The 21,873-nt window shown below is 53.9% G+C and carries 23 protein-coding genes and 1 pseudogene; 18 read left to right on the top strand and 6 right to left on the bottom strand.

Annotated elements, in window-relative coordinates; all coding sequences use genetic code 11:
- Positions 1-29: 29 nt before the first annotated feature.
- The 4 genes from JJ917_09450 to JJ917_09435 all read left to right on the top strand — a co-directional run bounded on the left by JJ917_09450 (position 30) and on the right by JJ917_09435 (position 2,971).
- On the top strand, positions 30-530 hold the full coding sequence (locus JJ917_09450) for a RecX family transcriptional regulator (GenBank protein MBO6699044.1): 501 nt from the start codon (positions 30-32) through the stop codon (positions 528-530).
- Positions 530-2,062, top strand: coding sequence for an NAD(P)H-hydrate dehydratase (locus JJ917_09445; protein MBO6699043.1), 1,533 nt, complete (start codon positions 530-532; stop codon positions 2,060-2,062). Before JJ917_09450 ends, JJ917_09445 begins: the two co-directional genes overlap by 1 nt.
- Before the next feature lie 142 nt (positions 2,063-2,204).
- Entirely contained in the window at positions 2,205-2,540 is a 336-nt protein-coding gene (locus JJ917_09440) for a hypothetical protein (GenBank protein ID MBO6699042.1), read from the top strand.
- A 143-nt stretch (positions 2,541-2,683) separates the two neighbouring features.
- Complete coding sequence (locus tag JJ917_09435; protein ID MBO6699041.1) at positions 2,684-2,971, top strand: hypothetical protein; 288 nt, start codon at positions 2,684-2,686, stop codon at positions 2,969-2,971.
- Between the two features lie 150 nt (positions 2,972-3,121).
- On the opposite strand, the gene JJ917_09430 is transcribed toward JJ917_09435, so the two are convergent.
- Positions 3,122-3,502: a hypothetical protein gene (locus JJ917_09430; GenBank protein MBO6699040.1), complete on the bottom strand. Its 381-nt coding sequence runs from the start codon at positions 3,500-3,502 to the stop codon at positions 3,122-3,124.
- Here JJ917_09430 and JJ917_09425 point away from each other — a divergent pair.
- Positions 3,501-3,737, top strand: coding sequence for a hypothetical protein (locus tag JJ917_09425; protein MBO6699039.1), 237 nt, complete (start codon positions 3,501-3,503; stop codon positions 3,735-3,737). The two genes, JJ917_09430 and JJ917_09425, sit on opposite strands and share 2 nt — an antisense overlap.
- Here the strand turns inward: JJ917_09425 and JJ917_09420 are convergent.
- From JJ917_09420 to JJ917_09410, 3 genes are all read right to left on the bottom strand, one after another.
- On the bottom strand, positions 3,734-4,630 hold the full coding sequence (locus JJ917_09420) for a hypothetical protein (protein MBO6699038.1): 897 nt from the start codon (positions 4,628-4,630) through the stop codon (positions 3,734-3,736). The genes JJ917_09425 and JJ917_09420 overlap by 4 nt on opposite strands.
- Before the next feature lie 221 nt (positions 4,631-4,851).
- Positions 4,852-5,559 carry a L,D-transpeptidase gene (locus tag JJ917_09415; protein MBO6699037.1) on the bottom strand — a complete coding sequence of 236 codons (708 nt, stop codon included), beginning with the start codon at positions 5,557-5,559 and terminating at the stop codon, positions 4,852-4,854.
- A 144-nt stretch (positions 5,560-5,703) separates the two neighbouring features.
- Positions 5,704-6,069 (bottom strand): hypothetical protein, encoded by a 366-nt coding sequence (locus JJ917_09410; protein ID MBO6699036.1) that lies wholly within the window; start codon positions 6,067-6,069, stop codon positions 5,704-5,706.
- Positions 6,070-6,502: 433 nt separating this feature from the next.
- Here JJ917_09410 and mobC point away from each other — a divergent pair, with 433 nt between their 5' ends.
- From mobC to JJ917_09385, 5 genes are all read left to right on the top strand, one after another.
- A complete protein-coding gene (gene mobC, locus JJ917_09405) occupies positions 6,503-6,946 on the top strand; it encodes a plasmid mobilization relaxosome protein MobC (GenBank protein MBO6699035.1) in 444 nt (147 codons plus the stop codon).
- A gap of 10 nt (positions 6,947-6,956) precedes the next feature.
- Complete coding sequence (locus JJ917_09400; protein MBO6699034.1) at positions 6,957-9,698, top strand: AAA family ATPase; 2,742 nt, start codon at positions 6,957-6,959, stop codon at positions 9,696-9,698.
- A 170-nt stretch (positions 9,699-9,868) separates the two neighbouring features.
- Positions 9,869-11,695, top strand: coding sequence for a sensor histidine kinase (locus JJ917_09395; protein MBO6699033.1), 1,827 nt, complete (start codon positions 9,869-9,871; stop codon positions 11,693-11,695).
- A 7-nt stretch (positions 11,696-11,702) separates the two neighbouring features.
- Positions 11,703-12,143, top strand: coding sequence for a hypothetical protein (locus JJ917_09390; protein ID MBO6699032.1), 441 nt, complete (start codon positions 11,703-11,705; stop codon positions 12,141-12,143).
- Positions 12,136-12,924 (top strand): hypothetical protein, encoded by a 789-nt coding sequence (locus tag JJ917_09385; protein MBO6699031.1) that lies wholly within the window; start codon positions 12,136-12,138, stop codon positions 12,922-12,924. The genes JJ917_09390 and JJ917_09385 overlap by 8 nt, the downstream gene beginning before the upstream one ends.
- 503 nt (positions 12,925-13,427) lie before the next feature.
- Here JJ917_09385 and JJ917_09380 read toward each other — a convergent pair.
- Positions 13,428-13,781, bottom strand: coding sequence for a hypothetical protein (locus JJ917_09380; protein MBO6699030.1), 354 nt, complete (start codon positions 13,779-13,781; stop codon positions 13,428-13,430).
- Between the two features lie 263 nt (positions 13,782-14,044).
- On the opposite strand from JJ917_09380, the gene JJ917_09375 reads away from it, so the two are divergent.
- Together JJ917_09375 and JJ917_09370 are read left to right on the top strand one after the other, a co-directional pair.
- Positions 14,045-14,278 (top strand): recombinase family protein, encoded by a 234-nt coding sequence (locus JJ917_09375; protein ID MBO6699029.1) that lies wholly within the window; start codon positions 14,045-14,047, stop codon positions 14,276-14,278.
- Between the two features lie 9 nt (positions 14,279-14,287).
- On the top strand, positions 14,288-14,539 hold the full coding sequence (locus JJ917_09370; protein ID MBO6699028.1) for a helix-turn-helix domain-containing protein: 252 nt from the start codon (positions 14,288-14,290) through the stop codon (positions 14,537-14,539).
- 71 nt (positions 14,540-14,610) lie between these two features.
- On the opposite strand, the gene JJ917_09365 is transcribed toward JJ917_09370, so the two are convergent.
- Positions 14,611-15,306, bottom strand: coding sequence for a DNA methylase (locus JJ917_09365; protein ID MBO6699027.1), 696 nt, complete (start codon positions 15,304-15,306; stop codon positions 14,611-14,613).
- Positions 15,307-15,687: 381 nt separating this feature from the next.
- Here JJ917_09365 and JJ917_09360 point away from each other — a divergent pair, with 381 nt between their 5' ends.
- The 6 genes and pseudogenes from JJ917_09360 to JJ917_09335 all read left to right on the top strand — a co-directional run bounded on the left by JJ917_09360 (position 15,688) and on the right by JJ917_09335 (position 21,873).
- The gene (locus JJ917_09360) at positions 15,688-16,911 is read left to right on the top strand and encodes a hypothetical protein (GenBank protein MBO6699026.1); all 1,224 of its coding nucleotides are present in this window, start codon (positions 15,688-15,690) and stop codon (positions 16,909-16,911) included.
- Positions 16,912-16,925: 14 nt separating this feature from the next.
- Entirely contained in the window at positions 16,926-18,233 is a 1,308-nt protein-coding gene (locus JJ917_09355; GenBank protein ID MBO6699025.1) for a hypothetical protein, read from the top strand.
- A gap of 128 nt (positions 18,234-18,361) precedes the next feature.
- Positions 18,362-19,015 carry a hypothetical protein gene (locus tag JJ917_09350; GenBank protein MBO6699024.1) on the top strand — a complete coding sequence of 218 codons (654 nt, stop codon included), beginning with the start codon at positions 18,362-18,364 and terminating at the stop codon, positions 19,013-19,015.
- Between the two features lie 17 nt (positions 19,016-19,032).
- Positions 19,033-20,121: a hypothetical protein gene (locus JJ917_09345; GenBank protein MBO6699023.1), complete on the top strand. Its 1,089-nt coding sequence runs from the start codon at positions 19,033-19,035 to the stop codon at positions 20,119-20,121.
- Between the two features lie 257 nt (positions 20,122-20,378).
- Positions 20,379-21,113, top strand: a complete 735-nt coding sequence (locus JJ917_09340) for a protein kinase family protein (GenBank protein MBO6699022.1) — start codon at positions 20,379-20,381, stop codon at positions 21,111-21,113.
- A gap of 41 nt (positions 21,114-21,154) precedes the next feature.
- Positions 21,155-21,873, top strand: a pseudogene (locus JJ917_09335) (transposase).

Here is a 21,873-nt window from a genome sequence, read left to right as displayed (position 1 = left end):
AGCGTGCCAAGAAACGTCGCCCGCGTAAGATGACGGAGAGGCGCCTTCATACCATCGCGCTCGCCTACCTCGATCGCTATGAGGCCAGCGAAGCCAGTTTTCGGGCCATGCTCGAACGACGCGTTTACAAAGCCGCACGCGCCCATGGCGAAGAGCCATCGGACTACCAGACAATGGTCGAAGACGAAGTGGCAAAAGCGGTATCCGCTGGCTTCATCGACAACAAGCGCTTCGCGGAAAACCAAGTCTATCAGCAGCGTGGCCGCGGCGCCTCTGCGCAGGCCATTCAGGCGCGGCTGAAGGCCAAAGGCGTTTCTGATGAATTGATCGACCACGCGTTGGACCATGACGACCGGGACGATGAAGCCGCTGCTTGGCGCTATGCGCAGCGCAGGCGACTCGGGCCGTTTCGGACCACGAACCGCGCTGACAAGCGCGATCGCGATCTGGCTGCTCTCGCGCGGGCAGGGTTTCGATATGGGCTTGCTTCAGCGGTCGTCGATGGCGATGTCGATGATGGCCCGCTTTGATGCGTGAACTGCTGTCCCCTGATCAGATGGGCGCCTGCGATGCCTTCACGATTGCGCAGGGCACGCCCGGAATCGATCTGATGGAGCGCGCCGGGACCGCTGTTGCCGACCAAGCCGCCGCCATGACGCCAGCCGGTGGATCGATCTTGGTTCTGGCGGGCCCGGGCAACAATGGTGGCGATGGCTATGTCGCCGCGCGCTTGCTTGCATATCAGGGATATGCGGTGACGGTCGCATCACTTGGTGACCCTGAGGCTCTAAACGGCGATGCGCACTGGGCTTATCAAGGTTGGAAGGGCCCTGTCCTGCGATCAGAGCAAGTCGATGCCGATCACTTGGCCGGCCAGGATCTCCTCATCGATGCTCTCTTTGGCGCCGGGCTCACGCGCGGGCTTGATGGTGAGGCCGCCCGGTTGGTGAGCGTCTTGAACGACTCCGGTCGATCGGTTCTTGCTGTTGATCTGCCGAGCGGGCTCGATGGCGCAAACGGAAAGGCGTTGGGCGCAGTTGTCCGAGCAAGCGCCACGGTCACCTTCCACCGGATGAAGCCTGGCCATGTTCTCTTTCCAGGGCGGGAGCTGTGTGGTGCGATCTCTGTGGCGGATATCGGCATTCACGAGCACGCCATTGGCGAAGCCGGTTACACCGCCCAGCTTACCGGCTCCTATCTGGCAGCACGGTTGTCAAAGCATTCCGCTGACGCCCACAAATACGCACGCGGCCACGCTCTTCTGGTCGGCGGACCACCGAAAAAAGCCGGTGCTGGGTTTCTGGCTGCATCATCAGCGTTGCGGGTTGGAGCGGGGCTCGTGACGCTCGCCGCGCCGAACGCAACGATGAGCGGTAGCGTTGGGCTTTATCCGGCGCTGATGCGCGCGCCTTGCAACGACGCCCATGACTTGGCGCGTTTGCTGCGTGACGATCGCCTGACTGCCTGTGCACTCGGTCCGGGTCTCGCGCCGGACGAAGCGACGCGGCAGTTGGTCTATGTTGCCCTGGAGTCCAACGCCGCCCTTGTTCTGGATGCTGGCGCGCTGACCGCTTTTGCCGGGATGGCCGAACCGCTGTTTGAATGCATCAAGGCACGAAAAGCGCGCACCGTCCTGACGCCCCATGGTGGTGAATTCGCACGTTTGTTCGGTAAGCTGTCGCAATCATCGAAGATTGAGCGGGCCAAGGAGACGGCAGAGCGATCCGGCGCGATCCTGGTGCTCAAGGGCGCCGATACGGTGGTTGCGCATCCCAACGGTAGCGCTGATTGCACCTTTGTCAACGGCAATGCACCACCTTGGCTTGCGACCGCAGGGTCGGGAGACGTCCTGACAGGTATCCTCACCGGACTGTTGGCGCAGTCTGCCGCTCGTGATCGGCCGCCCGATGACACGGCCGCAACAGTCGCGCTGGGTGTTTGGCTACACGGCGCGGCGGGCCAACACGCAGGCCCCAATCTTGTTGCCAGTGACTTGGAGCCATCCCTAGGCTGGGTCTTGCGCGATCTGGGTTCTGCAGAGTTTGCGTCTCTGGAAGGTTAACCGCGTTAACCAAAGCCATTCACCAAGCCAGCTAACCTTGCCGCTTAAGCTTACCGCAAGCTTCTGATTTTCATGCGAATTTTCCTGTGTTTACGTTCCGTTAAGGACGGAGAGACGTTCACACACATTAAGGAATTTCATCATGAAAACGTTCATCAAAAAGGTGCGCTATTTCGCGCTAGCCCTCGCTCTAGCCTTGGCTGTGCAACCGGTCGCAACGATCACATCGGCAGACGTCGCCGGGGCTAGCGATTACTATACACAGATGCCAATGATGATGAGCGGCGGCAGTGCAGGCGGTGGGTCTTCGTTGAACCCTTGGCCAGTCATCCTCATAGGCACTGGAGTTGCCTCCATCATCGCTTGCGCGATGATCGTCGGTGCAGAGGAAGGGCGCGAGTTGACGCTAGAAGAAGCGGTTCACGCTGGCCTGTTCCCACTTCACTGCCTGTTCGACCTGCACCTAAACGGCGAATAGGTTCGTCTCATAGACTGCAGACCAAGGCCCAGTCGACTACTCGACTGGGCCTTTGCACGTGACATGCCATGGAACCGTGATTTGCCGGCTCACTGCATCTGTGCTTCCCTTACGTCCGTGTGGGGCAACAGGGGGACATAGTGATGAAAAAGTACCTGCAACTGTTCACACTGGCGATTGCGCTGATCTTCACCAGTGCAACGCTGGCACCAACGGAAAGCCAGGCAACGATGTACAGCTCGTCGATCGTGGCATCCGGCTCAGCATCGACACCGTGGGTTCCAATTCTGGTCTTTGTAGGCGTGGCATCGATCATCTCATGCGCGGTGATTGTCGGTTCGCACACGGGACGTGAACTCACGCTTGAGCAGGCCGTCCATGCAGGGATCGTGCCGTTGCATTGTCTCTGGGATGGCGCGCTCGACGAATGAGCACGGCATAATGGCCCAGGCTAGTCGATCATTTCTGACAGCCTGATCACCACTTGCGAGCGAAAGAAAAAGGCCCGGTGAAGCGATCACCGGGCCTTTCGTCTTGAATCGGTTGTCATAGCCGGGGAAGCGGCCTATCCAACTCCGCCGCTAGAGAGCACTGCCGATGCGGGCGCGTCCTGTTTCGCCATTGTCGCGCACCCAGTTCAGCGTGCGATCGCCCGTTCGCGTCAGGTCAAAGCACATGGGCGAGCCATTGTACCAATTCTCAAACTGTTGACAGAGGCGATTGCCGTCAATCCACCAGCGTCCAGCGTCCTGGGGCTGTACCCAGCGACCCAAGCCCAAGGCCTCGCCATCGCCGTCAACGCGGCCACCTGGGCGATAGTTCAGCGGAAACTCACCACCAAACGGCGTCGCGAGATAGATCGTGTGTCCGATAATGTCGGAGCGGATCTCATTGGCTGAAAAGGAGGAAGCGTAGGCCGGCAATGCAAGCAGCGCGGCACAAAAAACAAGAACAAAGCGCATGAAACTCACCAAAGAGGTTGAGGGGACGGTTAGCTACAATACGACCCGGCGCCGATTTGGTTCATTGCCCGGCGTGATCGTCGCAAGGCGATTTCATGTCAACAATGCGGCAGAGGCGACCGGTCCGCTAGTTCAGCGGTATGTTCACCCGCAAACGGCGCGAAACCGCTTCAAGATCGTCTTTGCCCGACCCTGCGTGCCAAAAGGCGAAGTAATCTCCGCCGCATGGGTTTAATTCAAGCCCGCCGTAATCGGATGTCTCGCTGCGCCCGGATCGCCGCGCCAGCGCGTATGAAGTTTGGCGATGAGGTCCGCGCGGCTACCGACCTCCCATCTCAATGGATAGGCTTCGACATAATCAACGAATGTCAATCGTCGGCTGCCATTGAGCGCCGTTAGGATGATCTGGTCCGGCAGAAGAACCGGGCGATCGTAGATTGGCGCAGACTCAAGCGCCAATTGCTGCAACACATGTTCAGCAAGCTCGGTGCAAAACAGGCAGTCCTCGGTCGAGCCATCAAAGCGATAATCAAACGGCGTGCCAATATGGCTGTAGAAATGGGCGATGGCCTCCCGGCGGGCGGAGGCTGAAGGAAGATGCGAGCGCAATAAGACCAGACGGTCAGCGTTGAACACATGATCAAAAGGCGCGAGATGAACCGCAGGTGAAACGGCCTCAATAAATACGCCGCCCCCTGCGATCTCAGCTTGATGCGGGACGATGGATGGATGGTCCCAGAGACCCATCCGGCGTAGCTCGCTCTCTGTGCCCAGATAAATCGCCACGTGCGAAAAGGCGCCCGGCAGGAGATTGTTGGATAGCCGCGCATCGGAGGTGATGAGCGCCATGTCGAGCGGGCGGAACTGCGGACGCAAATGTGCCTGCGCATCGAGTTTGTCGCTGAGATAACCCGGGCGCGATTCGAACAGACGCGTGATACGCCCGAAGACCGGTGCGCCAAGATCGGCAATCGCCACCAGCGGCCTTGGGAACTCTTCAGCCTGCCGGCAGCACACCGCATTGAGATCGGCGAGCGTCGCTCGCTCAACCGACGGATCGATTGGCGATGGCGCGCTTGCCAAATGGGTACAGGCGGCCAGGCCAAGCATCAATGTGATGGCAAACATCAATAGCGGCAGTTGGCGGTTCAGGACCGCTGACCGCCCATGCAGGCAAGAACGGTTGGCATGTGCAGATGGAAAAAACGCCAAGGTTGGCCACTCAGGTAGGATATGCAGCGGGCGGGCCAAACCGGTAAAGTTCACCGAGTTAGGCCCGTATCGCTGCAACCTTAGCGCTTGCCGGCGCTGCCTTTCAATCGCCCGAAGGTCGGCTGATTGCCTGCGCCTTAGACCACCAAGATCGGCGAACCGGTTGCCACGCGGCCATAAAGGTGGATCACGTCCTGGTTCAACAGGCGCACGCAGCCCGAAGAAACCGCCTTGCCGATCGACCAAACCTCGTTGGTGCCGTGCAGACGATAAAGCGTATCGACATCGCCTTCAAAAATGTAGAGCGCACGGGCGCCGAGCGGGTTGTCGATCCCCGGATCCATGCCGCCATTGGCGATCGAAAAGGGTTCAAGTTCCGGCTGGCGGGCCACCATTTCGTCCGGCGGTGTCCAACGCGGCCAGGGTCGTTTCCAAGCGATACGGGCGCGACCCGACCACTCAAATCCCGCCCGGCCAAGCCCAACGCCGTAGCGCATCGCCTTACCGTTCTCCATCACATGGTAGAGAAAGAAATTGCGGGTATCGACGATCACCGAACCCACTGGCTCGCTGGTCGTGTAATCCACTTGGCGCCGCAGGTACCGCTCCTCGACTTGGCTGAGATCCACCGCCGGAATCGGAAACTGCTCCTGCGGCAGCGCGGCATACATGGAAAGATAAGGGCTTGGGCGAACGTCCGCATTGGGCACGAGCTGCGGCTCGGCCACATTGGCGGTCATGCACCCTGAAACGGCAAGCCCGGACAGGGTGGCGGCGCCAGCAAGAAACTGACGGCGTGTCGGAGACTGGGTCGACGAGGTTTTCGACGTGGCCGCGTTCGTCATCGATCGACCAAACGGCGCAGTCTTAAAGAGGGTGTTGGCAAAGGGGGCGTTCATGGAGCTCTCCAGCGGTACTCGCGCATGCAACAGGTCGTGACCCTCAACGCCGCGCTGGCGCCTTGGTTCACACCAAAAGGTGGCAGCGGTCTAAACGCGCGGAGGTGGCAATTGCAGTGCTTCTGCCATAGCCAAGAGGATACTGGCGCTGTCGGTGACGGGCTGCGCCGTCTGGGAGATTGGTGGCATGCCTGCACTGGGAATCAACCAGGCGCAATCGGCAGACGTGCAAGGGCCGGTCGGCGCGACGGGCATGGCGCTTGCGATCCTAACCGGCGTGGCTTCCGCCTGCCGGTCGACGGCGTAGGAGTTGTCGAGGACCAAGCCCGCATCGGTAACGATCAAACCAGCTTCAGGGGCGATCGCTCGGTCATCCAAGCTCTTGGCGAGCGCGAGCCCACCACCATTGACGGCGGTCACCAGCAGAACACAACAAAGAGCCAGAACCATGCGCATGAGAGGTGTCACGCCTTAGAATTGCGGCCAACATGGGGCGACGATTGAACGGTCCAAGGATCGGTGTTCACGGTTAAGCGAGCGTTACCCAAAAACCACAGCCGCGCCTGAGTGCTGGTGTTTAGCCACCAAATCGTCGCGACAAAGCGTGATTTAGTCGCGACAAACGACCAGATCGTCTGGCTTTGTTCCGGAACGTTTTGCCGTCGTTCTTCAGTGTGAAGTGGGATAGCAATGGTGCAGTTGACCGGAACAACATAGAACCCGTTCAGGCTTCTGAGATCTTAGACGAGTTGGAAGACTGGGGGCGATTTCTTTCATCGAATCCGGAACTTATCCACACGCTCGATAAGCTGGATCAGATCGAGCGAGACCGTAATCCGTCGCAGGTTTCACCCTCGCGATCAGCACCGCGCCGTTCGGGGCCATCACCATGAGCGGGCTCACACATGCATTTGGCGAGAGTGCGAGCAGAGGTGCTGCTGATCATCAGCGGCGCTCCAAAGAGCGTAACGGCACACCTCGGGACTGCCCGCGCGTGACCATTCGATTGTCAGAAGCGGACTATGCTCGTTTGGGCGAACTGGCTGACGGTATGGCGCTGAGCACCTACATTCGAGCCGTTGCGCTGAATGAGAGCCTGTCCAAACGCAAACGGCGTCTGATGAACCCGGTGGTTGATCATAAGACCATAGCCCAAGTGCTTGGTCTGCTGGGTCAATCACGGATCGCCAACAACCTCAACCAGCTGGCCTACCAAGCCAATATCGGCGCGTTGCAGATGGACGATGAAGCCGTGACGCAGATTGAGGAGGCCTACCGACATGTCGTGGCAATGCGCGGGCTGCTTTTGAAAGCGCTCGGCGGCCGGTCGTGAGGGCTGTTCGGTGATCCTGAACGCGAACAGTCGAGGTCATGGACAGGAGCTCGAGCGTCACCTTTTGAATGTCGAGGACAACGAGCATGCGGTGGTGCACGAACTGCGTGGCTTTGTCGGTGATGATCTTGGTGACGCGTTTGCCGAGGTCGAGGCAATCGCGACGGGCACCAAGTGCCAGCAATATCTGTTCTCGCTGAGCCTCAACCCGCCGAAGCTGGAAACGGTCCCAATCGAGACCTTCGAAGCAACGATCGACGCCATTGAGCGAGAGCAGGGATTGACCGGTCAGCCTCGGGCCATCGTATTCCATGAGAAGCTCGGGCGTCGGCATGCCCATTGTGTCTGGTCACGTATTGACGCAGAGCAGAGGAAGGGGATCAACCTTCCGCACTTCAAGCGCAAGCTGACCGCTATCCCCCGATCTCTCTATCAAGAGCACGGTTGGGACATGCCTCTTGGTCTGCAAGATGCGCAGAAGCGTGACCCGCTTAACTACTCCCATGCTGAAGCCAGCCAAGCGAAACGCGCAAAATGTGACCCCAAGGAACTGAAAGCCCTCTTTCGATCCTGTTGGGACATGTCTGACTCCTTGGTGGCATTCAGGGCTGCTCTGTCAGATCAGGGATTTGCCTTGGCACGCGGTGACCGTCGCGGCTTCGTCGCTGTCGATGTGACGGGTGAGGTCTACTCCCTCTCCCGCTGGTGTGGGGTCAAACCCAAAGAACTCCGAGCGCGATTGGGCAGCGAAGAACAGCTCCCCAGCATCGAAGAGGCGCAAGCCAGGCTTGATGCTCAAGTGTTTGAGCATCCTGACGCGTCGCTTGATAAGGCACTTTCTGAGCACCAAGCCAGATTGGATGAGCTGGTCGCTCGTCAGCGTGCAGAGCGCCAAGAGCTTCAGGACCACCAAGCCGTTCGGAAGACCGCTGAGTTACAAGCAGCACAAGCCAGCTTGCCCACGGGTTTTGCCGCCGCATGGAGCCGCCTGACCGGACAGTACCAGAGCAAGCTCAAAGCACTCGAGGCAGAAGCCAAACGGCGGGACACGCTTGATCGTCGCGAGACCGAGGGGGTGATCGAACGGCACCTATCCGAGCGGCGCGAACTCGATCAGCAGCTCGACCTGATCAACGCGCAGCACGCGCTTGAAGCTGAGGCCCGATCTTTCGAACGGCGTACCGCTAAACGTTATGCGCCTGATCCACGCCAACCGCTCATCCTGCCAAGAGAGCGGCCGGCGTTCTCGGTCGGCCAACTTAGGCGCAATCCATCGCTGATCTTGGAGCATATCTCACAGCGTGAGGCGTCCTTCACGCGCAACGACATCGCCGGTGCCTTGTCGGAGTTCCTTGATGATCCGCTCGATTTGCAATTCGCGATCGATACCGCACTGCGATCAAACGAGTTGGTGTCACTTGAAGCGGACAGTGAGCAGCGCTTCACCACACGGTCGTTCCAACAGGTTGAACGGAAACTGTCCTCAACCAGTTCGGAGATGGCGCGTCTCGGTAGGTTCAAGGTCTCGAAGCTTTCAGCCGCTAGGGCCATTGTCCGAGAGAACAAACGATTGAAACGTTCTGTCGGTGCAGCGCTGAGCGATGAACAGGTAGCAGCCATTGAGCATGTGCTTGGCGCTAACCAACTGTCTGCTGTTGTTGGTCTTGCTGGAACCGGCAAAAGCACGCTGCTGTCCGTTGCCCGCGATGCCTGGGAGCGACAGGGTTACACGGTCCACGGCGCGGCGCTCGCCGGGAAAGCAGCTGATAGCTTGGAAAGTGCATCCGACATCCCATCACGCACCCTCGCCTCTTTGGAGACAAGCTGGGAGAACGGCTATGAGCCCATCGGTTGCGGAGACATTGTGGTCATCGACGAAGCGGGCGTGGTTGGTACACGCCAACTGAACCGGGTCATGGCGCGCCTAAACGCACTTGGCTGCAAAATTGTTCTTGTTGGAGACCTAGAACAACTTCAACCGATCGAAGCTGGCGAGCCCTTCCGGGACATCGTCAAATCAGCAGGTGCCGCTAAGCTCACAGACATCAGGCGCCAGAGGCACGCATGGCAGCGCGCCGCGTCAAAAGACCTGGCGCAAGGTTTCACCGAGGTAGCGTTGCAAGCCTATGCCGACGAAGAGGCGGTACATCATTACGAGACGGCTGATGACGCGATCGCCAGTCTGGTCAGCGACTACATGGAAGACCTGAAGAAACATGGGCCAAACCGCTCACGGCTCGCATTGGCGCATCGGCACAAGGACGTGTACGCGATCAATCAAGCGATACGGCAAGCCACAAAAGAACTCGAAGGTGCAGTACCCGAACTGCTAGTCGAGACGGATATGGGGCCACGAGTCTTCGCCGAAGGCGATCGCATTCTCTTCACCCGGAACGATAAAGAACTCGGAGTGAGAAACGGGATGTTGGGTACAGTAACGGGTATCGATAGTAACCGAGTGTCGGCGAAAATCGACTGTGATGATCATGAAAGTCAAAAGAGCATTACGACCCCACGCAGCCGCTTTCGTCACATCGATCATGGCTACGCCGTAACAATCCATCGCGCCCAAGGCTGCACGGTCGACCGCAGCTTTGTTCTTTCAAGCTCAACGATGGATGAGAACCTCATCTATGTCGCCATGACTAGACACCGTGAGATCTCGCAGTTCTACTCATCATCGCGCAAAACAGTTCAGAGCAAGACTGAACCTGCTACATCTCCGTCGGTCAAACGCCATCGCTCTAGGTGACAAGTGCCAGAAACTAAGTTCCATAACGACACATAGTATATTCGCATCCCCGCTTGACGCAGTCGCCTTATTTGTATTTGCATGATCAACTGACATGATTGCCACTTAATTGTAACGACCGCTCAGGATCTCCTAGTCAACCGACAACCAATCATAGATTGTTTTCATCAGTGAAGTCTAACCTCAATAGAGCTGACATTCTTGAGTTACTAGAACTTGCTTCTAGTATGCAACTCAACTCTATTCAAGCACTTTTACATTTTTTTTGCAGGCGATTAAAAGATAATATTATTTTTGCAAGCTTGTGGCGATATAATGCTTGCTGTGAAACAGTGTCTATTTATAGTCGATCCAGTATTCACTTCTTTCCTCAGTTGGGCTGCAACGGCGAAAACATAAACGAATTTATTTGCACGACGGAATGTGCAAGCATAAAGAGCCTTTTGCAATCCGATTATTTTCTAGAGCGCAAACGATACAATTATTCAATTTCCGCGCAAGGCGCGTGGGATTTGTTCCATTCTGAAGAGACCGTAAGTAAGTACGATTTAGATGAGCTCGTTTTTTTACCAATAGACACAGAACACGCAAAAAATATCAGTGACGGCCGCCCTCGTTTTTTTTGCTTATTTTATTGCCGCCCAGGCACTCGTGCGGCCGATTTACATGACCTTGACTTAAGCTTGGTGCAGTCATGCATCGGAAATATGATTTACAATTCATTTACTGCCAAGCGTCAGCAAATTGTCCGATGTTTAACTGATCATTTATCAGAAAACCACGATCCAGAAAGCCCCCAGATTTTGGAATTCGTCCGCCGAAACTGCACGCGGACAAAGAATGCGTATCGTCTTTCGATACAATCACTCCGAAATAAAACGATTAAGGTGATTTCAGCCGGCGGCAACGAACAGGAGCTAACTCAAAAACAAGCCAGAAGCATCTGGGAGAGATTAGGTAGCGATGCCGGAGCAACGATACTGCCCGGTCTAACCACAGATCCCCAGGGCGAGCGGCGCTCAGCTCTGGTGTGGCAACAGAATGGAGAAGGGCCTCGCGATCGGATCGTCTACGTCTTCGATGGGAAGATGACAAGATGCCCACTGCATGGCGCTGGAACAGAAAATGAAGGTAAGCCGTACTTTGTGAATGATTTTGGGTTTGATGACAGGGAACTAATGATCGACGTAGGCAGTCACCTCAAGGCCTTCACGGAGACAGCAGCGGAAAAACGGCGACGAAGAAACAACTCGCGCATCTTAGCACACGAAAGTTCACAGCCGTTCTTCGATATTCAAAGTCTCCTCGCAAAAAATAAAAGACATCCAGATCACTACTCTTGGCAGTCTACTGTGGAGCGCATTGAAGATGCAACCCGGCTAGGACATGCAATGGTCAAGATGAATACAGAGTTGACCGACCAGAAGCTCCAGACAATTAACCTTCAAGGTTCGAACAACTACGAAATCAAACATGAACTATCCCAAATGAAACGCTCTCTCCGCCGTGTTTGCGAAGATTTCCGATTCTTGAATGATAATATCACTATTCGTGTCGATCGTTATTGTCTTTTGTTAGATTTAAACATAAATATACTATCAACAATATTCATCAATACAGTTACTAACTCTATTAAATATTCAGAGCGTAAGAGCAAAGATTCGTGGTGCGAGTTTTCCGTCCAAAGAATGTTTGCTAACTCAGATCGCGAGTGGGATCGATTGGGCGCGCCCATAGATAAGCGCGCACCTGGTCTTCTCTTTTCGACCACGGACAACGGCGTTGGAGTTCCAGGCCACCTAAAGGAACGGGTGTTCGAGCAAGAGTTCCAGGTGGACAATCGCAAAAGTGCGCAGGGTTTGGGCTTGGGACTTTGGCATGTAAAAAGGGTTGTCACATCGCTGAATGGTGATATCTGGCTTCAGTCAGGCAGTGACTTTTTAGATGGGTCTGGAATAAAGACGCGCGTTTCTGCTCGAATTCCAATGAAATGGTAGTTTAATTGTGCTTGATGTCGCTAATCTAAGAATTGCTGTGGTGGACGATCGCGGCTCAGTTGTTGATGAATTTGAAGAACTGTTCGGCATCGAGATGCCTGGCCTAGCGGTAGAGAAATTTGAAGCGGCAGATGACGCCCTCGCGGCAATCGAGTCTGGCGGTACCTGGTCTTATTGGATTGTCGATCTGATGATGCCGACGGGCGAAGAACTCGGCGTTGCAGAAACAGAAGACGGATTGTCAACCGGAATAGCCCTGATCAAGCGCCTGATGTCATCTGAGACAATGGTGACAGGTGGGATAGTTGCATTTACTTTGCGAGACGTTTCACAGGAGGACTTTGGATCAGAAAACGCTGTCGTGATAATGAGTAAGAACGAAAACACGCCAACGGATGTTGTTGACCATATACGACGGGCCCTCAACGGAACTGTCGCAAATGGTTAACGAGACGCACGATACCGACCCGAGCCCGGCCTTCTCGATAAGGCGCACCCTTCAATCCGGCGGCATAGCGCTGGTTATCTTGGTGGGTATGTTGCTGGGGGGTGCAGCGATCAGCGGCGTTTTTGAGGCTGGCGCCTCAGATCATACCACTACTACTTTCCCATCTATGGTTGATGCACTGAGCTTTGCAGGAGTAATGATAACCATCATTGCATTTGTCTCCGCATTCTATGTTCTTTTGCTTGCTATTGATGCATTTAAGATTTCTTCGGACGTAGCGAAAAACACCGAATACATTGAAAAAAATCTTGCTGATATAAAGAATTTGAAAAAAGAAATTAATGATGCAGAATACAAGATAATTAATATGAAGGACGATTACGACTTAATTCAGAAAGATATACATATATCTTCGGATATTCTTCAAGAACTGAATGAATCATCTACTGAGACAGATAAACTAGTCCTTTTGATCGACAGAATTACACGGTCGCTGGAATTTATTACAAACGCTACAAAACACGATCAAGAACGATCGCATGTGATCGCATCAAAATATGCTTTGTCTGTAAGGTCAAAGCTACCAGAATTTTCGAAGAGGAACATGCTGCGCCAAGCTCGGATAACTATTCTTAGCCAGCTGGTATCTGACCCAAGCATCGTCGATCGACGAACTCTCAACAGAGCTGTGGTGTTGATGCGAGAGGAAGCAAATAACGGAGATCAAGCTGCCAAGCGATTGATAGAAAAAATCGAGTCGGCGCAGGCATCGCCAGATTGATATGGAATCAAGCCTTTTCTGCCATGCTACCCCCGCCATTTAGGGCGTTGGCGCTGCATACTGAGCTGGATGCTCATGCAGAGCAGAACACCGTCTCTGGTGCTTGGATGTTAAGTCTGTTGATTGCCGGCAAGGCAAGTATTGTGGACCTGAGTCAGCCATTGCTTGCCCTCTAACATCCACTGGCATTAGTTCGTCGAGCTCTCTATCGAGCGCCTCAAGAGCTTCACTAGTAATGCTACTATTCGCGAGCTGGTCGCGAGCCTCGTCCAGGCGTCCTTGAAAGTCGAGCAATTGCCCCCGCTCGATCTGAAGCTCTTCATGCCTCTGTAGCAGCTCTTCGCGCTGCTCCGAAGTCGCTTAAGTCCGCTTCGCTGCGATCATCTTCAGCTTCTTTTCGCTTCTTGTCTTCCCTGGCTTTGATGAACCAGTGCTCGCGGCGCGCCATCTCAAGAACATGGCTATGAGTGTGGCGTCCGAAGTGGCTTGCAAGATGGGTCAGGCTAGCTTCCACAGTCCCTCCCAATCAGCACATGCAGCATGGCTCCCACCGGACGATCGGGGTGCCTGCCGAACCATTGCTCGATGCTGGGCCAACGGTCGGTTTCGCTCTGGTAGTACCAATCATAGATGCACTGCATCCCGGTCGTGTCTGGGCGTTCATTGAGGAACCTGGAAAAGGCCAGACCTTCAATGACACCGGCGATGTAACTTGCCTGCTCACGCGGCTCCATTTCGTTCAGAACATCCCCAGCGTTCTGAGCATGCACCACGCTTGCTGTGCTCAGACCAGAACCGACAACGAGCAGATATCCCAGCTTGATGAGCGATGAGCATGTCTTGTGAACCTGACGCATAAACGACCGTTCATGCGAAATTTTACTTCACCGGCCCGATTTTGCTACAATTATATGAGATTACAGGAAGATAGCGGGAGACGAGGAAACCGGCCCAAGGGCCGTTTCACCCCGCCAAGCCGAATTGCGGAAAGGGTCGTTTACGCGACATACGGGAGCGTGCAGCTTCGTCCGCTAAGGCACTGATTTATAATGAAAATAGGATATTTGCGCGTTAGCACCAAGACTCAAAATCCGGCCCGTCAGATAAACGGCCTGAGGGACTGTGCGACAAACTCTTTGTCGAAACACTATCCGCGATCGCGGATGAACGTCCCGTCTTCGACATGATGCTTGGCGAGCTGCGCAAAGGTGACACGCTTTTCGTGTGGGACTTGGATCGCGCATTTCGCTCGACCGAAGACGCTCTCTTTCATGAGCGATCATTGCGCGAGCGCGGTATCGGCTTTCACGCGATGAACTTCGACATCGAAACGCAGTCGGCTGATGGCCGCTAGGCCTACATCGTGCAAGCTGCGGCAGCCGAACGCGAGCGCATGAAAATCTCCGAACGAACCATTGAGGGGCTCAAAGCGGCGCGAGCGCGCGGCCAGCGCCTTGGCCCACCGATCAAGATGACGAAGGACAAGGCCGCAGCCGCGAAGGCCTCAATCGACGCAAAGCTGGCGACCGTGTCCGAGATCGCGTCCACACACGGCGTGCATCGAAGCACCGTCTACCGCAGTCTCAAACGCTTGGATGACGCCATCCCGTCCTGATCTATCAGTAAGAGCGCCTGACGTTCTGGGGCCAGAACGTCAGGCGCCGATTTTACAGAGATCAGTCCGATTCAAGCGGCTCTCTTGCTTTGAACCGACCCGCGCGACCGAAACCGCTCAACGCCCTTGAGCCGCTTGCGCGCTAGTTGGCAGTAGCGCTCTTCCAATTCGATCCCAAGATAGTCACGGCCCATCAGTGAGGCTGCAACCGCTGTCGTCCCGGAACCTAGGAAGGGGTCCAGCACCAGATCACCGGGCTTAGAGAACGTCTCGACCAGCGGCTTGATGATCTCTACAGCCTTTTCCGTGGGGTGCAGCTTGTTTCCCGAGTAAACCCACTCTTGGACATCCGGCAGTGGTACAGTCGGCTTCTTTGGCCTCCCCTTCGCCAGCACATAAGCAGACTCGTGATGAAACGCTGTTTGTCTCGAACTGGATGCATAGTCCTTCGCCCAAACGATGTGTCCCACGATCTGAAAGCCTACTTCTCGCCAAGCGGTCGTAAAAGCATCAAGCGCTGTCCATCCTGCAAAGCAGATGACCAAGCTATTCGGCTTCATCACCCGATAAAGCTCTGGGAATGTCGGTAAGACCCCTTCTGCGTTCGCATCATTGGCAACGGTGCGCCCATGACTGTCGCGATAATTCACCAAATAGGGTGGATCGGTGATCGCCACGTCGATGCTTCCGGCCTTAACCTCCTTTAGCACCTCCGCTGAATTGCCCTGGATGATCTGATTTCTGACATCTCTCGTTTGGTTTTCCATTGTCTCCTCCTTTGGAAATGGGTTGCTCATGCAACCCTGCTTCCGGCGAGGACGGAGATGGGAGGGGACAAGCCAAATCGTTGCCGAGTGGTGCGGCCCGCAAGCCCATTAGGGCGAGGACCCGGTCGGTGACTATTTTGCTTGTTGGGAGAGAAGAGGCTGAGCCTCTCGGCTTCCCCACTATGCTCTTGACGAGGTTAAAATAACAGTTTTGGCGAACCCCTATACGCACGCCATTTTAGTGAACTTCAAATTTCGAGATCGCATTCGTAATTATCCATACTAGTAAAATGGACACGATCAATATCAATATTGTTTTCTAGGTAAATATTACTCATTTTATTAGCGCCGGCAAATCGTACGAATTCATGAGGATCGTTCATGAGTGTGCTCTTATCAGGATTGCTTGGGCTAGCAGTAAAGGTAGTTCCAAGCCTTTTCAAAGTCCTCAAAGCCGACCGACAGGACGGTGACGTCCAAACCGCAGCGATAGCAGCTGTTAAGGAAGTTCTTGGGATCAACAAGGACAACCCGACAGAAGCCGATATTAAAGCAGCCGCAAACAAGCTGGAGGAAAATGATCAGGCTCAAGCAAAATTGCGCGAGCGCCTTTCTGCGCTCGAGGCCGAAGCTTTGGCCGAGCAGGAGCGAGCCCTGGCGGCCCAGAAGGAAATTGATCTAGCCTTCATTGAGCTCGAAAAAGCGGAACGAGATCAGCGCCATCGGCAAAAAATGGAACGTTGGGACGCTGAGTTGAAATCTGTTCAGTCGGCCCGTGACCACGCCCTGGAAGCTGCGGATACTGACAAGCTTTGGATTTCACTCATCAACCCCGTCTTGTCGGTTGGCATCATTATCGGTTTCATTTGGATTTTGATCTTCATCATACAGGAGGATCATCTCAAAAACCCTGAAATCTTCTTCACTGCTATTGGTACTTTGGCGACGGCGTTCGCAACGATCATCGGCTTTCATTTTGGGTCGTCGTCTGGATCAAAAAAGAAAGACGAGCTCATCATTGATGTGCCCACTGAAGATGCACCCGGTATCCAGCAAGTATCCGCGCAGGGGAGTGGCAGCGCCATCGCACCTTTGGCATCTGATTTGCCCGGGGTGGAAACCGAGCCCCGCCCAGATCCTGGTGGCACCTTCGGGCTGTTTCGCCTTAAGGTCCCTGATATTGCCTCTGACCTTATGGCGGACTTTGGGCTAACGCTGGACCAGGCCTGCGGCGTTCTTGGCAACATTGGTCACGAGTGTGCCGGATTCCGGATTTTGCAAGAGATTAAGCCAATCGTACCTGGCTCTCGCGGTGGCTGGGGATGGTGCCAATGGACGGGCCCTCGTCGCAGAGACTTTGAGGCTTGGTGCCTAGCAAATGGCTTCGACAACCTATCGGACGATGCTGCCAATTATGGCTTTCTCAAACATGAGCTTGAGACCTCTGAAAAGCACGCTCTGCAACATTTGAAAGGCACTGGATCGCTTGCCGATGCAACGCGCAGTTTCATGGATAAATTTGAGCGGCCCGGCAAAAAACACTTTGATAGCCGGCTGAATTGGGCGCGAGAGGCCAAAACAGCCTTTCGAGCAAGCCGTAGCTGATCAGGAGACGTGTTATGAGCGATCAACTGCAAACCCTACTGGATATTGCCAAGCTTGTTTTGCCGCCCATTGGCGCGCTGATCGATGATGAAGATGGGGAGCAATTGGCCAAGGACGTGGCCGATATTGTGGAGGCGGTTGTGGGCCACCTTGCTCCGGCAGATCAGATGAAGGTCGTTAAGAGCGATCCCGCCCTTCAGACCGAGCTAAAAATTAAAATTGAAGAGGCTGCGAACCGCCAAGCAGAGGCAGACAACCGTGCGCTTGAGGCCAAGCACAATGAAGAGCTGGAGGCCAGACGACGCGAGCTTGCCAAAGAACAGCAGGATCACAAGGAAGAGCTGGAAGACTTTCAGAAAACCTTGGAAAGCACGCAAGCTGCCCGAGCCCACGCAGCCAAAGCCGCTCTGTCGGAACGCTGGTGGGTATCGTCGATCAATACGGTTTTGTCGGTAATTATTGTGACAGCGTTTTTCCTTTTAATCTGGCTTATCGCGAAAAACCCAATCGGTATTGAGGTGTTTGTAGATGCACAGAACCAGGTAATTCCAAACCAAGATGTCCGGGTGGATTCAAACGGCGGTTATGAGGACATAAGAGGTGAGCCCGTGACGCGCCGAACGTTTGGAAACAACCTAGAAGTGTTCTACATCGCGTTCGGTGCCATGGCCACGGCCTTTGTGACTGTGGTTGGGTTTCACTTTGGTTCGTCGTCCGGTTCAAAACATAAGACGAAGTTGCAAAAACTGTATGGCACGCGCGGCACACTTTCGGCAGGCGGCGTTGTGCCTGCTGGTCAAGGAGCCGAGCGCGCGGCAGGTGGCGCCGGCGCGTCAAGTTCGCGCCCAGCCCAGGTTCTCAGTGCCGAGATGGCTGACCTTCATCCATTTGAACGATTTTGGATGGAGAACCTATCTCATATTGAGTATTTCAACTGGCGCGAACTGTTGGAAAAGGGCGCAAGCAACACCGGCGTTGGCTTGAACACCGATCCACCGCCTGAACTCTACGGAAATGTGGTGCCGCTGGTGCATGTTCTGGATCAAATTCGCGAGGAGCTTGGAGCGCCCGTCCAGCTCACCAGCGTCTATCGCAACCCTGCTTACAACCGCCATGTTGGTGGTGCTACCAACAGCCGCCATATGCAATTTGATGCTGCTGACTTTATAGTCTTGGGCGGTGGAGCTGGTAATTCAGGCAACTGGAGTAACATCGCCAAACGCCTACGCCAGTCTGGTGCCTTTAGAGGCGGTATAGGCATCTATCCGAGCTTTGTGCACATTGATACCCGAGGACAAAATGTCGATTGGGATAAACGATAACACAAAAAGACAACGCCACATCACGCGAAATCTCATTCCTTTTGAGCAGACGTAACGTTTCAAATTCATCTTACGAGATCCAGAAGGAAAAATAATCGCACGGATAAATATGTGGTCGGGGAAAAAATATGAAAAAATCTGCCTATTATATTTTTGCATCACCAACAATTGTATGTATTAAATTCCTAGAACATACCTCAATGATTTTTTATTATCGCCTATTTCCTATTATTTTGATTTTCACGTTTTTTTCTTGGTCTACTACATTGCAGGCGGGCGACGTCCTCATCGATGGCAGAGAGTGCTTAGAAGACTTACACTATCCAACTGTGATGAGTGAGTACCTTGCTATCACAGAGTTTGCGATCATGAGCATGGACTCAAGATGCCCGGAAACCTCGCTTGGTACAGTCGGCCCGATTGAGATAAGGCGAGGCCAAAGGCTATATTTTTGGGTCCGGCTGCAAGGCGATAAGAGTTACTCAAATTTACCCGACTTTGAAAACGAGCCAGTTTTCATGGTTTTCCAGCAATTCTTACGCGGAATTCCACTCGCCCCCGTTAGGATAGGTGCGGGATTCATGAATAAGAATCAAATTGATGCAGAAGTGGTCAGTCTAGGTCGAGGTACAACCTTTGACTGGCGAACAGACACCAGACGAAGAGAAGCGCTGGTTGTGCCAGGACATTACAACGTTTGGATTGAGCATCGAGGTCGACGCATCTGTCCAATCAACCAGATGTCGTCGGACTGTGGTGTCCGCTTCAGTCTAATCAATTAATCGATGAGCTATCCCGCATGGCCATAACTGAAAAAGCTTCGTCTCCCAGTGTTGTACCGCCTGCGCCTGACGGCCAACATGAGACTGTGAACAAAGACCAACTTGCTAAGCAGCGGACCGATGTCTTACGGCAATCGTCCAGCGACGCGCAGATTTTAATTCGCTATCTTTCTGAACAAGGCGTCGTTCTGGATCCTGATTTTATTCAGAAAATACTCAGTTTCACATCGAAACTAGAAAAAGGCACCATTGACCATAATGAAGAAACTCAATTCTGGCAGTCTTATTCACGACTGACAAATTACGCCAAACCGGCAAATATTGATGCACTGCGCTTCTCCGGAAGTAAATGGAAGAATAATGGAGAAAAGCAAGCCAAACTATATTTATTTACACTTAATGTAATAGGTATATTTTCAGCAATCATATTTATAATAGTTGTAGCCACGCTGGCCTTCGTATCGGTAAGCGAATCGACAATCAATAATTCAGAAAACGCCCTGCGAGAAACATTCCTCCTGGAAAGAGGTATAACTGTTGCAACGGCAATAGAAACACTTGTTGCGGGGCTGGAATCTGCTAGCGAAGGTAACGATCAGGCTGTGTCAGCGTTGGTTGCAGATCGAAAAGCTCAAGTTCAACAGCTAATGCTTTACAATTTTGATTTAACACAGACACTGCTTCGATCGGATATTGAAATACAGCCGGGTGAATCATTGGACCAGGCATTGCGCGACCAGATATCTAATTTGAAGAATGTTGTGTCGCTTATATCGGGATTTGCTTTACCTGTTCTGACTTCATTGCTCGGAGTTTGTGTTTATATATTAAGATCTGGGTCGAACCAAATTGAAAGAATGTCTTTTCGACCCGAAAGTGTTGGCGTTTATTTTTACCGGGTCATACTTGGCGTTACTGGAGGTATTGCCATAAGTTGGTTTATACCAGTGGATGAGACTGGCTTATTGGCAAGTATTGCGCCTGCCACACTGGCCTTCTTGGTGGGCTACGCTGTCGAGATCCTGTTTAATGTGATGGATTCATTAGTCCGTGCACTAGGTGGTCCACAGATTGATGGTCGTACGAAGGTGGAAACACAGCGATAGAGGGATGCCGCTATCGATAAGTTTGATAGCGATGATTTTGCTCGCCGTGATAGAGGCCTCCTTTTCATCGAACCAAGGCTAGGTAAAGCAAAGCTGTCCTGCTCTCATGATTACACCCACTGACTTTAAGAGAATGAGCCAACCTTGAGTGCGGAGTACCCGAGCTGCAGCATTTTGCTTTTTGCATCCGAACAGCTCTATCTTGCGATAACATCGTAAGAACGATGACGCTCTGAGTGTGGGGAGCCGGGGAGCCAATGGCTCGAACAAAAGCAAAGCGCGGATTTCTATCCGAGTTCTCCCTCGATGATAGATACCTTCTAAGACCGGATCGAAAACACGGCCGGGCAGGCATCGACACTGCAAGGAACGGCGAAGGTCTTGAGGTTCTGATCAAGAGTTGGCCTAGAACAAAAGCAACTGACGATCAGGATCTGGAGACAATTTGGCGGAGCGAAATCCGTCAGCTTCAACGTTTGTCAGCGATACCTGGCGCTGATGAATTGTTCGTGCCCATGTTGGCAAGCGGCGAAGACAAGGATGGCTTCTATCTGGTGCTTGATCCGGGGCAAGGCAGCCCGTTGGCGGTACTGCTGAATGCAAGCCGGAAGCCACCACAGTTAGCGCAAGCCCGACAACCAAGGGTCCGTCGCCAGCTGTGGTCGAACATCTTGCGGCTGGTGAGAGGCGTGGAGCTTCTACATTCCCAAGGGATTCTCCATAGAAACATTGATCCGTGGTCCGTTGTGACCGCACTCGGTGATGAGCCAGATTTCCTACTAACCGGATTTGAGTGGTCAATGCGGATAGCCGCTATCGACACTCGGGACAGGAAAAACGCTAAGGCTCCACGGGAAGAGAAGGTTTTCTCCTTCTCGCGGGATTGGCGGGATTTAGCTCAGCTTTCTGCGATAGTCCTCGACATCCCGTTGGCGCCATTAAACGACTGTTCCCCGTCAGCGCTCACGGGATCAATTGAGCTGATTGCATAAGTGAGAGTTTCTGGCTCATCTTCACCAAGTTGGAGTGAAGAATGAGACATAGCCCCGAACGCCATACCGATTCTGCCGATCGCACGGTGAAGGACATCCGCCGTAAGACGCGCAAGCGGTATTCGTCAGAAGACAAGATCAGGATCGTGCTGGCTGGACTACGCGGCGAGGACACGATCGCAGAGCTTTGTCGCCAGGAAGGCATTGCCCAGAGCCAGTACTATTCGTGGTCGAAGGAGTTCATGGAGGCCGGCAAGAAGCGACTGGCAGGCGACACCGCGCGCGAAGCAAACACAGGCGAGGTTCAGGGCTTGCGTCGTGAGGCGCGGGACCTGAAGGAGGTTGTGGCTGAACAAGCGCTTGAGCTTCGTCTTCTCAAGAAAAGCATGATCGCGGATGGGGAAGATATCGAATGAGATATCCCGCATCCGAGAAACTTGAGATCATCAGGTTGGTTGAACAATCACATCTGCCAACCAAGCAAACCATCGACAGGTTGGGTGTTCCCCGCACCACGTTTTACCGTTGGTACGACAGATATCTGACCGGTGGGGTTGAGGCCTTGGAAGACCGTTCTCCCAAGCCCTCAAGCGTCTGGAACCGGATCCCGGACGATGTTCGGCAGCGGATTATCGACATGGCACTGGACGAGCCTGAGCTATCGCCGCGTGAACTGGCTGTGCGGTTCACCGATACGCAGCGCTACTTCGTGTCCGAGGCCAGTGTTTACAGGTTGCTCAAAGCCCACGATCTCATCACT

The sequence above is a fragment of the Hyphomicrobiales bacterium genome (genome assembly GCA_017642935.1).
Taxonomy (GTDB): domain Bacteria; phylum Pseudomonadota; class Alphaproteobacteria; order Rhizobiales; family MH13; genus MH13.
The sequence above is the reverse complement of the archived record's forward strand: the minus strand, read 5'-3'. Positions and strand labels throughout refer to the sequence as shown.

What these genes read in the sequence shown, in the direction of transcription:
- JJ917_09450 (MBO6699044.1), top strand. Translation starts at nt 30, where the DNA reads ATGACGGAGAGGCGCCTTCATACCATCGCGCTCGCCTACCTCGATCGC.
- JJ917_09445 (MBO6699043.1), top strand. Translation starts at nt 530, where the DNA reads ATGCGTGAACTGCTGTCCCCTGATCAGATGGGCGCCTGCGATGCCTTC.
- JJ917_09440 (MBO6699042.1), top strand. Translation starts at nt 2,205, where the DNA reads ATGAAAACGTTCATCAAAAAGGTGCGCTATTTCGCGCTAGCCCTCGCT.
- JJ917_09435 (MBO6699041.1), top strand. Translation starts at nt 2,684, where the DNA reads ATGAAAAAGTACCTGCAACTGTTCACACTGGCGATTGCGCTGATCTTC.
- JJ917_09425 (MBO6699039.1), top strand. Translation starts at nt 3,501, where the DNA reads ATGAAACTCACCAAAGAGGTTGAGGGGACGGTTAGCTACAATACGACC.
- JJ917_09430 (MBO6699040.1), bottom strand. Translation starts at nt 3,502, where the DNA reads ATGCGCTTTGTTCTTGTTTTTTGTGCCGCGCTGCTTGCATTGCCGGCC.
- JJ917_09420 (MBO6699038.1), bottom strand. Translation starts at nt 4,630, where the DNA reads ATGTTTGCCATCACATTGATGCTTGGCCTGGCCGCCTGTACCCATTTG.
- JJ917_09415 (MBO6699037.1), bottom strand. Translation starts at nt 5,559, where the DNA reads ATGACGAACGCGGCCACGTCGAAAACCTCGTCGACCCAGTCTCCGACA.
- JJ917_09410 (MBO6699036.1), bottom strand. Translation starts at nt 6,069, where the DNA reads ATGCGCATGGTTCTGGCTCTTTGTTGTGTTCTGCTGGTGACCGCCGTC.
- mobC (MBO6699035.1), top strand. Translation starts at nt 6,503, where the DNA reads ATGAGCGGGCTCACACATGCATTTGGCGAGAGTGCGAGCAGAGGTGCT.
- JJ917_09385 (MBO6699031.1), top strand. Translation starts at nt 12,136, where the DNA reads ATGGTTAACGAGACGCACGATACCGACCCGAGCCCGGCCTTCTCGATA.
- JJ917_09380 (MBO6699030.1), bottom strand. Translation starts at nt 13,781, where the DNA reads ATGCGTCAGGTTCACAAGACATGCTCATCGCTCATCAAGCTGGGATAT.
- JJ917_09365 (MBO6699027.1), bottom strand. Translation starts at nt 15,306, where the DNA reads ATGGAAAACCAAACGAGAGATGTCAGAAATCAGATCATCCAGGGCAAT.
- JJ917_09360 (MBO6699026.1), top strand. Translation starts at nt 15,688, where the DNA reads ATGAGTGTGCTCTTATCAGGATTGCTTGGGCTAGCAGTAAAGGTAGTT.
- JJ917_09355 (MBO6699025.1), top strand. Translation starts at nt 16,926, where the DNA reads ATGAGCGATCAACTGCAAACCCTACTGGATATTGCCAAGCTTGTTTTG.
- JJ917_09350 (MBO6699024.1), top strand. Translation starts at nt 18,362, where the DNA reads ATGAAAAAATCTGCCTATTATATTTTTGCATCACCAACAATTGTATGT.
- JJ917_09345 (MBO6699023.1), top strand. Translation starts at nt 19,033, where the DNA reads ATGGCCATAACTGAAAAAGCTTCGTCTCCCAGTGTTGTACCGCCTGCG.
- JJ917_09340 (MBO6699022.1), top strand. Translation starts at nt 20,379, where the DNA reads ATGGCTCGAACAAAAGCAAAGCGCGGATTTCTATCCGAGTTCTCCCTC.